Source organism: Bacillus andreraoultii (assembly GCF_001244735.1).
GTDB lineage: Bacteria > Bacillota > Bacilli > Bacillales > Caldibacillaceae > Caldifermentibacillus > Caldifermentibacillus andreraoultii.
On the sequence record NZ_LN868937.1, the window covers coordinates 1,082,219 to 1,098,691 of the forward strand.

General features: G+C 33.6%; 15 protein-coding genes, 1 pseudogene and 1 other annotated feature. Of the genes and pseudogenes, 8 read left to right on the forward strand and 8 right to left on the reverse strand.

Annotated features, from left to right (window positions below):
* Positions 1–39 precede the first annotated feature (39 nt).
* From BN2144_RS10380 to serS, 3 genes are all read left to right on the forward strand, one after another.
* Entirely contained in the window at positions 40–1,158 is a 1,119-nt protein-coding gene (locus BN2144_RS10380; protein ID WP_033828166.1) for an aminotransferase, read from the forward strand.
* A 324-nt stretch (positions 1,159–1,482) separates the two neighbouring features.
* The gene (locus BN2144_RS10385) at positions 1,483–2,784 is read left to right on the forward strand and encodes an NCS2 family permease (protein ID WP_033828167.1); all 1,302 of its coding nucleotides are present in this window, start codon (positions 1,483–1,485) and stop codon (positions 2,782–2,784) included.
* A gap of 505 nt (positions 2,785–3,289) precedes the next feature.
* Positions 3,290–3,510: a binding site (T-box leader), on the forward strand.
* A gap of 57 nt (positions 3,511–3,567) precedes the next feature.
* Positions 3,568–4,845, forward strand: a complete 1,278-nt coding sequence (gene serS / locus BN2144_RS10390) for a serine--tRNA ligase (protein WP_033828168.1) — start codon at positions 3,568–3,570, stop codon at positions 4,843–4,845.
* 248 nt (positions 4,846–5,093) lie between these two features.
* Here the strand turns inward: serS and BN2144_RS10395 are convergent, their stop codons facing one another.
* Complete coding sequence (locus BN2144_RS10395) at positions 5,094–5,753, reverse strand: helix-turn-helix transcriptional regulator (RefSeq protein WP_033828169.1); 660 nt, start codon at positions 5,751–5,753, stop codon at positions 5,094–5,096.
* Positions 5,754–6,504: 751 nt separating this feature from the next.
* On the opposite strand from BN2144_RS10395, the gene sdaAB reads away from it, so the two are divergent.
* From sdaAB to BN2144_RS10410, 3 genes are all read left to right on the forward strand, one after another.
* Positions 6,505–7,197, forward strand: coding sequence for an L-serine ammonia-lyase, iron-sulfur-dependent subunit beta (gene sdaAB / locus BN2144_RS10400; protein ID WP_033828170.1), 693 nt, complete (start codon positions 6,505–6,507; stop codon positions 7,195–7,197).
* 21 nt (positions 7,198–7,218) lie between these two features.
* Positions 7,219–8,118, forward strand: coding sequence for an L-serine ammonia-lyase, iron-sulfur-dependent, subunit alpha (gene sdaAA, locus BN2144_RS10405; protein WP_033828171.1), 900 nt, complete (start codon positions 7,219–7,221; stop codon positions 8,116–8,118).
* 75 nt (positions 8,119–8,193) lie between these two features.
* Positions 8,194–9,522 carry an aromatic amino acid transport family protein gene (locus BN2144_RS10410; protein WP_033828172.1) on the forward strand — a complete coding sequence of 443 codons (1,329 nt, stop codon included), beginning with the start codon at positions 8,194–8,196 and terminating at the stop codon, positions 9,520–9,522.
* A 311-nt stretch (positions 9,523–9,833) separates the two neighbouring features.
* Here BN2144_RS10410 and BN2144_RS10415 read toward each other — a convergent pair whose 3' ends face one another.
* The 6 genes and pseudogenes from BN2144_RS10415 to rpsD form a co-directional block, all read right to left on the reverse strand.
* Positions 9,834–10,325 carry a hypothetical protein gene (locus tag BN2144_RS10415; RefSeq protein WP_139017886.1) on the reverse strand — a complete coding sequence of 164 codons (492 nt, stop codon included), beginning with the start codon at positions 10,323–10,325 and terminating at the stop codon, positions 9,834–9,836.
* Between the two features lie 202 nt (positions 10,326–10,527).
* Positions 10,528–10,611, reverse strand: a pseudogene (locus BN2144_RS21120) (ATP-binding protein); the annotation flags it as partial.
* Positions 10,574–11,104, reverse strand: a complete 531-nt coding sequence (locus BN2144_RS20760) for a DDE-type integrase/transposase/recombinase (RefSeq protein ID WP_326564319.1) — start codon at positions 11,102–11,104, stop codon at positions 10,574–10,576. The gene BN2144_RS20760 and the pseudogene BN2144_RS21120, both read right to left, overlap by 38 nt.
* Positions 11,082–11,297, reverse strand: coding sequence for a hypothetical protein (locus tag BN2144_RS20765; RefSeq protein ID WP_326564320.1), 216 nt, complete (start codon positions 11,295–11,297; stop codon positions 11,082–11,084). The genes BN2144_RS20760 and BN2144_RS20765 overlap by 23 nt, the downstream gene beginning before the upstream one ends.
* 51 nt (positions 11,298–11,348) lie before the next feature.
* Positions 11,349–11,522, reverse strand: a complete 174-nt coding sequence (locus tag BN2144_RS20770) for a helix-turn-helix domain-containing protein (RefSeq protein ID WP_326564321.1) — start codon at positions 11,520–11,522, stop codon at positions 11,349–11,351.
* An 831-nt stretch (positions 11,523–12,353) separates the two neighbouring features.
* The gene (gene rpsD, locus BN2144_RS10425) at positions 12,354–12,956 is read right to left on the reverse strand and encodes a 30S ribosomal protein S4 (protein ID WP_033828174.1); all 603 of its coding nucleotides are present in this window, start codon (positions 12,954–12,956) and stop codon (positions 12,354–12,356) included.
* A 394-nt stretch (positions 12,957–13,350) separates the two neighbouring features.
* Here rpsD and BN2144_RS10430 point away from each other — a divergent pair, with 394 nt between their 5' ends.
* Both BN2144_RS10430 and BN2144_RS10435 read left to right on the forward strand, forming a co-directional pair.
* On the forward strand, positions 13,351–13,938 hold the full coding sequence (locus BN2144_RS10430; protein ID WP_033828175.1) for a hypothetical protein: 588 nt from the start codon (positions 13,351–13,353) through the stop codon (positions 13,936–13,938).
* A gap of 56 nt (positions 13,939–13,994) precedes the next feature.
* Positions 13,995–15,860 carry a sensor domain-containing diguanylate cyclase gene (locus tag BN2144_RS10435; protein ID WP_050632282.1) on the forward strand — a complete coding sequence of 622 codons (1,866 nt, stop codon included), beginning with the start codon at positions 13,995–13,997 and terminating at the stop codon, positions 15,858–15,860.
* Positions 15,861–15,936: 76 nt separating this feature from the next.
* On the opposite strand, the gene BN2144_RS10440 is transcribed toward BN2144_RS10435, so the two are convergent.
* Positions 15,937–16,422, reverse strand: a complete 486-nt coding sequence (locus BN2144_RS10440) for a GAF domain-containing protein (protein ID WP_033828176.1) — start codon at positions 16,420–16,422, stop codon at positions 15,937–15,939.
* Between the last annotated feature and the right edge of the window lie 51 nt (positions 16,423–16,473).

Here is a 16,473-nt window from a genome sequence, read left to right on the forward strand (position 1 = left end):
CATAGTTTTCAAAATTAGTAAGATCAGAGGTTATACAATATGAAAATACCAAGATTCGGTGTAGAAGAATGGTTAAATGTTTGGGAAAATGATGCACGCTATGATATAGCAGGAAGTTCGATTGCTTCTTTCACATTAGAGGAGATTATCGGAATTGATGGGACTTCTCCAAATGAATTTTATGATAGAATAATAAAGAAAAAAATGGACTATGGTTGGATTGAAGGGTCACCACAGTTTAAACAAGAAGTAAGTAAATTATATAAACATATGCCTCCAGAAAATATTCTTCAAACAAATGGAGCAACGGGTGCAAACTTACTTGCTTTTTATGCATTAATAGAACGAGGGGATCACGTTATTGCGATGCACCCGACGTATCAGCAATTATATGATATACCACGTTCAATGGGGGCTGAAGTCACCTTCTGGGAAATCGATGAGGAACACGAGTGGATTCCTAATATTGAAGAATTAAAAAGGCTCATTCGACCGGATACAAAAATGATCTGTTTAAATAATGCGAATAACCCTACTGGAACAGTTCTCGATGAAGAAATGTTAATGCAAATTGTCGAAATCGCTGCTAGTGTCGGTGCATATGTGCTCGTTGATGAAGTATATAAACCACTCGATCCGAATGTTCATATCCCTTCTATTGTTGATTTATATGATAAAGGGATTGCGACGAATAGTTTGTCAAAGACATATTCCGTACCAGGTGTTCGTGTTGGTTGGACGGCTAGTAATCGTGAAATCGCAAATGTTTTTAGAAAATATCGTGATTATACAATGATTTGTGCGGGGGTCTTTGATGATTATTTAGCCGTGCATACGTTAAAAAATAAAGAAGCGATCTTAAGAAGAAATCAAGATATTGTTTATACAAACTTAGCACTCTTGAAAGAATGGGTGAACAATGAAACGCGGGTTTCGTTAGTTTTTCCAAAAGCCGTTTCAACTTCTTTTATCAAATTAAATATTCCAGTTGATGTAGAAGAGTTTTGTATAGATTTATTAAAAACAAAAGGGGTATTACTAGTTCCAGGTAATCGTTTTGATGTACCAGGTCATGCCCGCCTCGGCTACTGCACCCATACACACATTTTAGAAAAAGGTTTAGCTGAACTGTCTTCCTATTTAAAGCAGTATCATTAGTGTAGCACATCACCGGTACATAATTGCTTGGACCCTCCAATACGTTGAAGGGTCCTTCCTCCGTTTATACCTCCCTAATCTTGTAACAATCATTTTGAATGGTCCTTAGTTAGAAAATTGTCAAGTTACCACCAGGAGTTTTTGGTAAATAATAAGAACCTGTGGACATATTAACAATATCGTTTTATAATGGAAGGTAGTACAATAAAAACAATTTACTATGAATGCATTGAGCAGTTTTTAGTAGGTTGTCTTTTTTTAGTCTTTTGTAAAAGACTGGGTGGGTGAGGGAATTAATACTTTAAAAATTTAAGGAAGGATTAGATGTTTAAAGAAAAAATTAATAACCTCACAGGTGTTTACGATAAAGGTTCTACGATTAAAACAGAACTTTTATCAGGTTGTGTTTCATTTTTTACAATCGTTTATATTATTGCAGTAAATGCTACAATCCTCGCAGATGCTGGGATACCCGTTAAAGGTGCTGTTTGGGCTACAATTATTACATCAGTAGTAGCGGGTTTACTAATGGGGATATTCGGAAACTTACCATTAATCCTCGTTCCAGGCATGGGTGTAAATGCAATGTTCACCTATACATTTGTTCACTCGATGGGTCTCACATGGCAAGAAGCGTTAGCAGTTGGATTTGTTTCAGGTGTGTTATTTGTCGTTATTGCATTTACAAAATTAGCTCCCGTTTTAGCAGCTTCCATACCAGAATCATTAAAAGCGGCCATTAATGTAGGTCTTGGTTTATTTTTAGCTTTGATTGGCTTGGAGAAAAGTCAGTTAATCGTAAAAGGGGAACATGCATTAGTTCAATTAGGTGATTTTACGAGTATTGAAGTGCTCGTGTTTTTAATAACACTTGTCATTACCATTATTTTATTTTTACGTGATGTACCAGCAAATTTCTTGATTTCCATTTTTATTGGAACGGTCATTGCTTGGATGTTCGGTCTTGTTGATACGAGTCAAATTGGTCAATCCTCAGCTATTTCAATTAGTGATTTTCACACCGTCTTTTTCGGTATGTCTTTTGATCGTATTACAACGACAACTTTTTGGATTGCCGTATTTTCTTTAACAATGGTACTTGTATTTGAAAATATCGGTCTTGTTAGTGGACAATTAAAGTTATCTAATCAATCAGAGAAATTTAAAACTGCTTTTCGGATAACATCTTTAGGAACTATTATTAGTAGTATTTGTGGGTCAAGTCCAACGGTGTCGACAGTAGAAACAGCAGCTGGTATTACAACAGGAGGAAAAACAGGAATTACTTCGATTACCACAAGTCTGCTCTTTTTACTATCAATCTTTTTTATACCGTTTGTTACGATTATTCCTGGAAGTGCTATTGCGCCAATCTTAATTATTATTGGTGGATTAATGTTACAAAATGTGAAGAATATCAACTTACAAGACTTATCGGAAGTTATTCCCGCATTTTTAATTATCATTATGATACCATTCTCATATAGTATTGCGGACGGGCTTGCGTTTGGATTTATTTCTTACCCGATTGTCAAAATAGCGATAGGAAAATCAAAACAAGTTTCCATTCCTTTATATATCATTGCAGGGTTATTTTTAATGAACTTCGTTTTACAAAATGTATAATAGATTTTTTAAACAGGCACGTAGATTGAATCTGCGTGCCTTTTCTTTACGCAAGGATTCTAGACGCCCCAATCGCAGTAAAAAAGGATAAAATGGTCCTCTAGAAGAGATATACGCTCACTTCATGTCCAATCGAATTGAAGGAATCATTTGCCACATCCACACCTAAAAAACTAAACAACAAAAAATGGACAAGTCCATTCATACGAAGCTTATCCGTTGTGTTATTCATATGAGTGAATTCGAATTTCATTTTAGGGTAAAGAAGTGTGCTTTGTTCCTAATCAATAAAAGTTTTCTATGCTTATACGACAAAATGAATAAAATAGAACAAAAATTAACGATTTAGATTTTATCCGAGAACCATTGTGACTTTAGTCATAGGTTGTTGACGAACGGAGTACCCGAGTATGTGATTATATAGTTGGTTGTTAAAACATATACTAAATTTGGTGCTTGACTATTAGAAATTATTCAGATATAATGTGTATAAAATAATCGCATACTTTTATCGATGATAGGAAATAGTAGTGGGTGAGTTTTCTTTTTAGAGAGCTGATGGTTGGTGGAAATCAGTAGAAAATACCTGTGAATCCATCCTTGAGAGTGGTACTGAACGCACGAAAGTAGGTACTGCCGGTTAACCGTTATCTTTGTGAGTGGTGAGTATTTTAAAAATACTTGCAATTTGGGTGGCAACGCGGAAACAAAACTTCCGTCCCTTTATTGGGATGGGAGTTTTTTTTATACCATTTTTTAATAAATGAAAAGGAGGAAGGAAAAATGTTTAATATAAAGTTACTTAGAGAAAACTTTGATGAAGTAAAAGCAAAATTAACACAGCACCGTGGTGAAGACTTGTCAGAATTAGAAAAGTTTGGTGACCTAGATCAAAAGCGTCGTAATTTAATTGTTGAAACGGAACAGTTAAAGAAAAGGAGAAAAGATGTATCTGCTCAAATTGCTGAGTTAAAGAAAGAAAATAAAGATGCTGAAGATTTAATTGTTGAGATGCGCAAAGTTGGTGACCAAATCAAGGTATTGGATGATGAATTACGTGTAATTGAAGACGAATTGAATTTGCTACTTCTATCTATCCCAAATTTACCCCATGAAACGGTACCGATTGGTGATACAGAAGATGATAATGTTGAGATTCGCAAGTGGGGAGAAGTTCCACAATTTGATTTTGAAGCAAAAGCCCATTGGGATGTTGCTACAGATTTAGACATTATTGATTTTGAACGTGCGGCAAAAGTAACGGGTAGCCGATTTGTATTTTATAAAGGACTTGGTGCCAAACTTGAAAGGGCTTTAATTTCCTTCATGTTAGATCTTCATACCGAACAGCATGGTTATACCGAAATGATACCGCCATATTTGGTGAATCGTGCAAGCTTAACAGGAACAGGGCAATTGCCAAAATTTGAGGAAGATGTATTCTTAGTAGAAAAAGAAGATTATTTCTTAATTCCAACAGCAGAAGTACCGGTAACAAATTACTACCGCGATGAAATACTTTCTGTAGACGATCTCCCAGCTAAGTTTGCAGCTTATAGTGCTTGTTTCCGTTCTGAAGCTGGATCTGCTGGAAGAGATACACGCGGTTTAATTCGTCAACATCAGTTTAATAAAGTTGAATTAGTGAAATTTGTTAAGCCAGAAGATTCTTATGAGGAATTGGAAAAATTAACAAATGATGCAGAGAAAGTATTGCAGTTGTTAGAGCTTCCTTATCGAGTCGTAGCGATTTGTACAGGTGATTTAGGTTTTACAGCAGCGAAAAAGTATGACTTGGAAGTATGGATACCAAGTAACAATATGTACCGCGAAATTTCTTCTTGCAGTAATTTTGAAGATTTCCAAGCTAGAAGAGCAAATATCCGGTTTAGAAGAGAACCTAAAGGAAAACCAGAATTTGTTCATACACTAAATGGATCTGGATTAGCTATTGGCCGTACGGTTGCCGCTATATTAGAAAATTACCAACAAGCAGATGGGAGAGTACGGATACCAGAAGTGTTAAGACCATATATGGGTGGAAAAGAATATATCGAATAAAAAGAAGCAGCTTCAATTGAAAGCCTAGCAGTTAATAAAAAAGATACGGAGTGGATAACCTTCCGTATCTTTTTTTATATAGAGAGATAAGGACTATTGGAGCCTCATCTTTTAAGAAGTGATACGCTCGTTTAAAGATTTTAGAGACACGAAGAAGCTAAGGGGATAGAGACAGGGTAAGACGAATTCACAATAGTTGCGAGGTGGGGGAAAATCGCCATTACCTGTACGTTCCCATCAAACATACTCTAATCATGGTTGATTACATGTAGATAGCGATACACACTGGATTCCGACATTCCCATCACTTTCGCAACTTCATTAATTGTACCTTTCACATCAAACACACCATATTCTTTTAATTTGGAAATAGCGAGTTTCTTTTGATCAGGTGATAAATGAGCTCCGGATTCTAATATATCTTGGTCTATTACAGAATATATAATGTTCTGAATATTATCAGTAAGCTTTTCTACAGGTTGTTCTAATTCTGTCTTTTTATCTATATAGGCAATATCCCAGCTAAGATTAGCTAATTTTAATACATCTTTTGCTACTTTTCGATAAACTTCTGCATCAAAATTGATACATAGAAGACCTTGTAATTCACCTTTACTATTTTTAATAAACAAAGTGGATGATCGGAATTTTTTCCCTTTTGGTCCCTCACCAACATAATTAACAACATAATCCTTTTTTAAGTATACTTTATCCTCGATTAATTTTTTCGCATAGTTTGTTAAAGGACTATTCATCGACCTCCCACTAATTTCTCCATTAACAATATAACCAACGTGGGACCCTCCATCAGGTTCTAAAACATGCAAAACAAATTCATGATGGGTTCCAAAAATTTCTCCAAAAAACATCATTATATTTTTATAGTGTCGAAAAATTTCTTTATCCAATTGAGGACTCCTCCTTCATTTAATTATCATTTTAATCATAAAGTTAAGGATGTTAAGAGATTCACAAGATCTGCAAAAATTATCCTAAAGTAACTTACAAGAAAGTCTATTTACGTATGCAGTTTTCTTATTTTGATAAGAAAATATTATTATCAAATAAAACAAAATGATTAGATAGTTTAAGACGGATAAAGATGAGCTTAGCTTTCCAAGGCATAAAGAACGAATTTGGCAATAAATACGTTATTCATACACATTATAGCAAATTTTATAAACAAGCCAATATGTTATAAGAAAATATTTTTATAAGAATAATTTTTTACAATAATATATTGACACTAGATTTTTTATGTGATAATTTTAACTTGTGGTAAGAAATTATTACATCAATAAACTTTTATTATCGTTTAAATCATTATCTAGATAATAAGTTATTAAAAGGTCAATTTCGTATTTTAATAGGATTCATATAGGAGGGACATTCAAAACAGTAAACACGAATGAGAATCTCTGAAAGCGGTCGTATTTTTAAAAAAATGAAAACATAGTTTGAAAGGGATCGGGTGAGTAGTAGAAACCCAACGTGTATGAATCAGTAAAAATATAAGTGGTAGTTTTGCAAGTGATAGGAGTATTTAAATCGATAATATTCCGGTTATTAATGGCAATATTGAAAGCACTTTCACTATGAGGCGCATGTTTTCACTGTTAAAAAAATTTATACAAACAACTTCAATAAGGAGGATTAGCCATGAACGTAGTCACAATGAAGGAAAAAAAGAATGTTAGTTATAAAAGTTGTTTTGACGTAATAGGACCAGTGATGATTGGCCCATCAAGTTCACATACGGCAGGTGCTTTAGCGATTGGGTTGGTTGCAAATAAGTTGTTTCAAGGACTTCCGAAAAAAATTATTGTGGAATATTATGAGTCATTTGCGGAAACTCATAAAGGTCATGGTACTGACTTTGCTATTATTTCAGGAATCTTAGGTTTTGATACGGACGATAGTAGGGTACCTGACGCGATTAAAATAGCAGAATCTCAAGGGATTGAAATCTCCTTTATAGAAAAGACGGGAGACAGTCCAGCAGGTCATCCAAATACGGCAGATATATATCTTGAAGATGATAGTAAATCTATTCGAGTAGTAGGAATATCAGTCGGTGGCGGCATGATTAAAGTAAAACAGATTGAAATCGATGGATTTAGTTTTCATCCTGAAGGTTCATTGCCAATTCTGATAGCGATTTCAGATAAAAGCACGCTTGAGTTTGAATTGCGCAGGATTCTTAAAACAAATGAACAAGAAATTAATCATGTGATCAATTTGGAAAAGCAAGGAAAGTGTTTGTATGCTTTCGAACTAGATTCACAATTGAGTAGTGTTGCACGGAAAGAATTAGAGACTCTAAGTGATATAGCGAATATTATCGTACTTTAATACGTCAAGGGGGTAACAAATATGTATATGTCTATTAAAGAAATTATCAATGCAGCAATTGAAAGAAAAAAACCAATCTACGAATTAGCGATTGAACAGGAAATTGAAGTAACAAAATCAACGTATGATGAAGTATGGAAGAGGATGGAAAAGAATCTAGAAACGATGGAAAATGCTGCAAATAGAAGTATTGAAGGAGATGGCGTGTTTTCTCCGACTGGGTTAACTGGTGGAGATGCGGTGAAAATTAAAAAATATCGTGAAGCAGGAAAAACGCTTTCTGGAGATTTGATGATGCATGGCGTCCAAAATGCAGTCGGTACAAATGAAGTAAATGCGGCGATGGGAGTTATTTGTGCAACGCCAACAGCTGGGGCAAGTGGAACCATTCCAGGCGTACTATTTACGATTAAAGATTCGTTACAGTTAAGTCGTGAAGATCAAATTCATTTTCTCTTCACTTCAGCGTTATTTGGGATGATTGTCGCTAACAATGCGTGTATTGCTGGAGCTCTAGGTGGATGTCAGGCAGAAGTAGGCAGCGCTTCCGCAATGGCGGCAGCAGCAGCAGTGGAAGCTGCCGGGGGGACACCTGAACAATCAGCACATGCATTTTCAACTGCACTACAAAATTTATTAGGTTTAGTTTGTGATCCTGTTGCAGGTTTAGTCGAAATTCCTTGTGTAAAGAGAAATGCAGTAGGAACAGCAAATGCTTTAGTAGCAGCGGATTTAGCATTAGCTGGTGTAAACAACCTCATTGATGCTGATGAAGTCGTTGAAGCTATGTATCGAGTTGGTAGAAGAATGCCTCGTGAATTAAGAGAAACTGGTTTAGGTGGAGTTGCAGCCACACCAACAGGAGTTGCCATTCGAAATAAAATATTTGGGAAGAACAATAATACGGTAGACCAATCGTAACAAACATTTACTATCATTTTATTGTGAAATAGTAAACAATTTTTGTCATTCGTACATCAAAAGGAGGAATATAAAATGAGTCATAATGCAGCAAAAGTGCGTGAATATGATAATACTGTTAAAGATGTTAAAGAATATAAAGATCCGAATAAATGGCATATGCAAGATACCACTTGGGCGATGAGCCTTTTTGGAACAGCAATTGGAGCAGGTGTACTCTTTTTACCTATTAATGCTGGGGCAGGAGGCATTTTATCCTTACTTTTAATTACCGTACTTGCATTCCCTGTTATGTATTTTTCACATAGAGCGATGGCTAAAATGATTTACTCTTCTGAATCAGCTAGTGAAGGAATTACAGCTACTGTTAGAGAGTACTTCGGAAAAAAAGCAAGTACAGTTTTCGACATTGTCTACTTCTTTTCCATTTATGCGATATTGCTTATGTACGCGGTTTCGCTAACTAATACAACAGGTAGCTTTATGGAACACCAATTGCACATTGCAACACCACCTAGAATTATCTTATCATTAATATTAGTACTCGCACTTATCTTTATCGTAAACTTTGGTCATGATGTAACTGTAAAAGTTATGAGTTGGCTTGTCTATCCATTTATTGCAGCACTCGTGTTATTATCTTTATATTTAATTCCACAATGGGATTTATCAAACTTAACTTTAGGTGGTAATTTTACAAATGACGCTGGAGGAGTGGGAATTAAAGAATTTTTGGGAATGGCTTGGTTTATCTTACCAATCATTGTTTTCTCATTTAACCATTCACCAATGATTTCTACTTTTGTTGTCAAACAACGGGAAACTTATGGTATCGAAAATGTAGACCGTAAATCTGCACAAATTCAAAAAGTATGTTATATCCTTACGATTTCAGTTGTATTATTCTTTGTATACAGTACAGTTCTAAGCGTAACTTCTGGTGACCTTGCTCTTGCAAAAGAACAAAACTTGCCAATTCTTTCATACCTTGCAAATAAATTTAGTATGCCATTATTCGCATATGCAGCACCAATCATTGCGATTATTGCTGTGACGAAATCTTTCCTTGGTCATTATGTTGGTGCATATGAAGGATTAGAAGATATTATAATACAAGCTGCTAAATCTCGAGGCAAAGACATAAATAGTAAAACAGTAAAGAATATTATCATTGGATTTATGATTGTAACATGCTGGATTGTTGCTTATGTAAACCCAAGTATCCTTGATTTAATCGATATGATTAACGCACCATTAATAGCGCTTATTTTATTCCTATTACCAATGTATGCAATCTATAAAGTACCTGCATTAGCTAAATACAGAAAAAATTATGCAAGTAACGCTTTTGTAATCTTTATCGGAATATTAGTTGTTTTATCAAGTATTAAAGCATTCTTCTAACTGACTAAATATTTTACTCGCCATCATCGTTTTATTGAATCCCCCAATTAGAGTAAAGACTTTAATTGGGGGATTTTTATCATTTGGTGTTTTAGTTATTCTTGAGAAAATACACTATTCTTAGCACATAATCAATGATGAGTTAACTATTTGTACACGATTTCTATTTTTCTACTTGGTTCTAGACTAAACAAATATAAAGATAGTTAGGAGTCGTGTGTTTTTTTGAGTCTTTTATTAACCCCAACATTTATTATAGAACCCTAAAATATAACGATATGAAAATATTAATATGAGCGTTGAAAATTGCATTAATCATATATTCTAGTATTATAAGTATTTTTAGTAATAAGTTTTTTACGTTTACTATCTTTATAATATCTAATTTCACCCTTTATTTCTGCCCCTGATACAGCTGGTCTTATCCATTTTTTTTCGGTGTAATAGATTGTTGGTGCACCTGAACTAATAATTACACTTGCTGCACTAAGAAATGCTCCTGCTGGACCTCCAAATATAGATGCAAGGGCTGCTGCTAAGGCTCCTGCTGATAAAGTTGCGACTTTAGTACTGCCCTTTTTCTCCCCCATATAAATCCATTTTGTGGATAATGTTGTAAAATTATTATTTTCATATTTCGTTATTGTTTTTTCAAAAGTAACTTTATTTCCATTAATGAAAAGTTCATCATTAATAAAGTTATAGGTCACAGTGGTGGTACCACCTTTTTCATAAAGAATATATTGCCTAATTTCATCTGTGACAGTGTAATCATACTTAATTTTTTCCCCTTCAACATACAAATATGCTGAATGGGTCTTTAAATTCGTTGAAGCACTTGTTTGGGTAGGAAATATTGCTGCACTAAGAAGTAACAATATCAAACTAAGTTTAACAGAAATTAAAAAGAAAGTATACATTTTTTAGAAAAAATAGTATATTATAAACTAAGGTTTATTGTTATGTTAATGTCTGCTAATTAATTTTGAACACTTTCCTTCCCAAAGTGCTTAGGGATGCTTGTTCATCTATCTTAAATTCATCTAATGATTTAATATAAGGGAATTTTGCCCATTTTAGGCGTCTTTCTTAAGTGCTGCTTTTCGACGGCGTGCACTTCTACTGGTCTCTTTTTAGTTGTATTATGAATATTATAGTTTCCTGTTCGATTCAACCATGCTACACACTTCTCATTCCAAGACTCTAAATTTGGAAATACCCTGTTTTTTGCGAAATTCTTTTTTACATACTGTACTACATTTTCTATTTTCCCTTTAGTTTGGGGATCCGCTTTTCTACAAAGGTAGATACGAAATCCGCGTTCTTGCTTATATGCTTGGAATTGCCCAGTTAAAAGTATATCTCCTGCATTTTCACTTACCGTTATCAGATGGTCTTGATCATAAACAATTTCTTCTGGAATCCCTCCAAAAAACTCAAATGCTTTTTCATGACAACGAATTGTATCCTTCGTGGTAAACGGTCTGTCTAACCACTCCACATACTTATAACGAGAATGCGAGAGTACAAAGGTAATAAAATATAATTTTACTGGTTTTTTATCTTGCGTATATACAGTCATTCCCCCCCCAATCCACCTGAATTTGTTGACCCATCGGTAGCTCTTCCACGGCTTCAAAATCCCGAGTACGTACAACCTTTGGGATATGATAAATATCCCTTATCTCGCTCACATAGCTTCGAATGGTACTTGAGCCAACTTGTATTTTAGGATATCGCTCCTTTAACCAGTCTTCCACTTGTGCCGAAGACATGTCTGGATTTTCTCGTAACCAACCTAGTATTTTATCATGGTAAGGTTCTTACTATTTCCTCCTACTTTTGCTTGAAATGACGTATTCATTAGCTTCTTCAAACGTCATATTTAAATATTTATAGACTGTGTTTCTAGATATATTTAATTTCTTTGCGATAGCAGCAATCTTAAATCCTTGTTTTTTTAATTGATGTACCTCAACGAACAACAGTAATTTTTCCACCTTTCCAATCCTCCAGTTAAACATTATTGATCGATTCATAATAGCTTAACTGTAGAACTTTTGGTTAAAAAGTGTTCAATTTTATCTGGCGGAAACTGTTAATTTTAGTTTAGCAGTTACAACAAACAGGAATTAATATTCTAGCTCCTTAATTGGGAATTTAATAATCATATTAAAGATAAAATTGCATTAAGATACATTTCCTATAATAGTAAAAAGACCTTTTTAATGGTTAATGAGATAAATAATTCTGTGATATATATATAATAAATATAAGTGAAAGCTTGAAGGCGTTGCAATAAAGGTAGCGCTTTTTGTGGTTTCAAAATTTAAAAGTATTCACTCCTATTTTAAATTTATAGTAGAATTGTGTTACTGCCTGAATTTTACATAAACATGATATATAATGGAAAGACTCGGCAATCATGATTCTAAGGATTAGATCACAGGTGTTAAAATGACAGTAACTCCTAGGTCTCCATCAGGTTATCCGGAACCAAATATAACATACACAAGATATTAAAACTAAAAAAAGTTAGGAAGAAAATTATGAGAAAAACGTGAATGATAAATCTTATCGGATGGACGTTTATAATTTTTCTGACAATAGGAGTAATATTCTTTTCAGAACAATTTGATGGGTAACTACTAGTATTTGGTGGCTTATTTGTCTACTCATTGGTATGTTTTTAATTTTATAAAAGTATAAACCGAGAAAATAGTTTGTGCGCCAAGTGTATAATAAACCAAAAAAATCATAAAAAACCCAGAAAACATTGATGTATCAAAGTTTCTGGGTTTTTTATTATTGAATAATACAAAGTGTTTTTATTAACGAGAATAGAACTCAACGATGAACGCTTCGTTAATTTCTGCAGGAAGTTCAGAACGTTCTGGTAAACGATTATAAGTACCTTCTAATTTATCAGCATCGAAAGTTAAGTAATCTGGTACAAAGTTTGTTACTTCGATTGCTTCTTTAATAATCGCTAAATTACGTGATTTTTCACGAACGCCGATTACTTGGCCAGGTTTTACGATATAAGATGGGATATCAACACGACTTCCATCTACAAGAATATGACCATGGTTAACTAATTGACGTGCTTGACGACGAGTACGAGCTAAACCTAAACGGTAAACAAGGTTGTCAAGACGAGATTCAAGTAAAATCATGAAGTTTTCGCCATGAACACCTTTCATTTTACCAGCTTTAACAAATGTGTTGTGGAATTGACGTTCGTTTAAACCGTACATATAACGTAATTTTTGTTTTTCTTGTAATTGTAAACCGTATTCTGTTAATTTTTTACGTTGGTTTGGACCGTGTTGTCCTGGTGCATAAGGACGTTTCTCTAATTCTTTACCAGTACCGCTTAGTGAAATACCAAGACGACGGGATACTTTCCAACTTGAACCTGTATAACGAGCCATGAAAGCTCCTCCTTTATGTTTTTATTTTGGTAAAATAAAAACAGATGTCACATCATTTACCGCCATTTTGTTTTCATGTACCATCGCCCTAGCAGCAGAGGGTTACACGATACAGCTCATATAAAGGATTAAAAATTTAAAAGGAAGGGATTATTTAATGCCGCGGGATCCCTATTATCTTTATATGACCAACAAAATGTACGAATAAACATGTACACATAGGCTGCAATATTTTACACAAAGTATATTATATGAAAATACATGTCTAATGTCAAGAACAAGAAAACATATATGCAAAATATCAACGAACTGTTTATGATCTACCATATAATTATAATGATTCATTTTATCTATGATATAATGAAAAATAAACAATTTATTTGAGAGTGTATATATGAAAGAAACGAAAAAGGAAAAAACATTACGTATTACGTTAGTATTCTTATCGATTATTCTAGTTTTTATAGGCTTTTTATTACAACAGAAAGAAACAGAATATACCCAATTCGATCTGGAGACTACGGTTGTACACGTTTCTGAAACAACAGAGGATCCTCCAGTAATTACGCTTTATAGACATTTGAAAGGAAAACATTTATTAATTACTTATCGAATCAATTTGTTAGATGCGTATCACTTTGAGGTTTTATCGAAGAAGGAAATATTTGATGCCCCTAATGAACTTCAATCTGACAAAGAAACTCGAGGTGTATGGGTGCGTTTTGATGGAAAATGGGAATATTTCAATTCATTATTAGTTAAAGAAGACCGTAACCATCATTTCCGTAGTAAGGCAAAAGTTACATTGCCCTATAAATTAACTGAAGAAAAAGGTAAAACAATCGTCAAATTAAAAAATGAACGACATACATTCGTACTACCTGATGACGAAATCTTACAAGCTATCTATCCGTTAACAAGCGACCGTCGACTCTTGTTATTATTGCTTAAAGGTGATATAAAAGTATTAGTTCTAAAGTAATAAACCGTTCAAGTAATATACATTTAAAATAAATATAAATTATTCAGGTGAGGTATATGAAAGAATCTGAAGAAAGGTTAATCCTTAAACTTGGACATAAAATCTTGTCAAGTTTAAAAATATTGGGAGACGATACAGAAACAATTGATTATGTCCATATTGTTAAATCGGCATTAACAGAAGAATTAGGACTAAAGCATATACATTTTTTAGTAAATAAAGATCGACTGAGTGAAAATAACCAGTTTTTCCTATACACAAAGCGGAAATCTCTATCTTTTTTTGGCACGTGGCAGAAAAATCTTTATTTGAAGGACGACATAAATTCTTCTATTTTAATAGACTACTATGATTATCAATATCAACATACACCATTTAATAAAACACTTATCATATACCGGGAAGGTTATGGTTTAACGGGTCTTATGTTGTTTTATTTGCCAAGTGATTTTTCGGATTACACATTATCGTTTTGGAAATGTTTAGCAAATATGATTGATCAGTATTTTGAAAAAGTGCTACAAATATTAATGTTAAAAAATGAGAATAAACGAATTGAATTACTGCAAAGTGTAACAAGTCAATTTCATTCCTCCATTGATATTGATGCTGTTCTACGTAAAGTATTGGCATCGTTAGAAGAAATCTATCCGTATTTGGATTATGAAGTTTTCCTTTCAAACTATAATAATATTGAAAATGACTTACCAATTCAAACACTAGATTATTCCAATAACAATTCGGTAATTATGCAAACTTTCTTATCTGGAAACTATCAAATAGAGAACGATGTTGATCATATAAATCGTTTTTTATATTTCCCATTAAAAGGAAAACAAGGTGTATATGGAGTATTAAAAATTGTTGCAAAATATTCAATTGTCGTTTCGAATGAAGACATTGAGTTTATTACAAAGCTTGTATATGCTGCGAGTAGTGCAATGGAAAATGCTCATTTATACCAACAATCAAGACAAGTAATAAGTGATTTGCAATTAATTACGAAAGTCGTAAAAAAGCTAAATTCCAACTTGCGAATCAAAGATCTTGTCCATAACATTGCTGAGGAGTTACAAGCCGCCTTTCATGCAGAAGAAGTTGGAATTATATTGTTTGAAAATAGTGATTTTAATGTGCTTCCAGGGAGTACAACTTACTTCAATAAGAAAGATAGTACGCTCTTTTTACAATCTATTCGAGAGTTACTAGAAACGAAAGACGAATCTTTATTTTTTGCGAATTATGAGTCTATTGATCCATCCGTCGAAACACCATTTCGCTCTATTATGGTAGAGTCATTGCAACAAGATCAAAATCGAATCGGCTTTATCATTGTTTTACATCGCAACCCATATACATTTTCTTTCAACACGTATAAACTTTTGCAATCCATTACACAACATACATCGCTTGCTTTTACAAATGCAATGTTACGCCGTCGCTTAGAAAAATTAGTTATAACAGACTATTTAACAAATCTATTTACTAGAAATTACTTAGATGAACAGCTGCAAAAATCAATAGAAAGAGATGAGCAAGGTACTTTTCTGTTAATTGATATTGATAATTTCAAAGTCGTCAATGACACATTCGGTCATCAAATCGGTGATCAAATATTAATTCAAATTGCCACGATTATTAAGGAAAACTTAAGTGAAAACGATATCGGTGCACGATGGGGTGGGGAAGAGTTAGCTGTTTATTTACCAAACAGTACTTTAGAAGAAGGTTTATTGTTAGGGAATGATCTTGTCTATTTAACTTCTATTCAAATTCAACCAACAGTAACCATTTCGTGCGGCGTCTCTCATTGGAAACAAAATAAAAAGGAAAGTCCACTATCTCTATTTAAAAGGGCCGATGAAGCGTTGTATTTAGCCAAAAGTAGAGGGAAAAATAGAGTGATTGCTTGTATTAAATAGATATTCAATCGTGTGCAATTTCAATAACATAAAGCAAGTAGTGGAGAAAGTTCTTTACCACTTGCTTTATTTGTTTTTACAAATAGTTAACGAGCATGTTAACAAACTCTTCTAATTTCTGCTGATCTCCTTGGTCAAATCGGTTTTTCTCTGGACTATCAATATCTAGTACCCCGAATAGCGTATCATTTTTTACAATGGGGATGACAATTTCCGATAGACTATTTGCGTCACAAGCGATATGTCCTGGAAATTGATGGACATCGGGAACAACAATTGTTTCGCGTTTTTTTGCTGCTGTTCCACAAACGCCTTTTCCCATTGGAATACGAACACAAGCAGGTAAACCTTGAAATGGTCCGAGAACTAGTTCATTTTTATTTTGATCAAATAAGTAAAAACCGACCCAGTTAATACGATCTAAAAATTGATTTAACAATGCTGAGGCGTTACTTAAATTGGCGATTACATTTGTTTCATCTTCAATTAATGCCTCTAATTGTTTTATGAGTAAGTTGAAATTATCTTCTTTATTTCCACTGTATTTTTCGACTACAAACATGCTAAATCACCTAATTTCTACATTTTATTATTTTATTTTACCAAAGATACA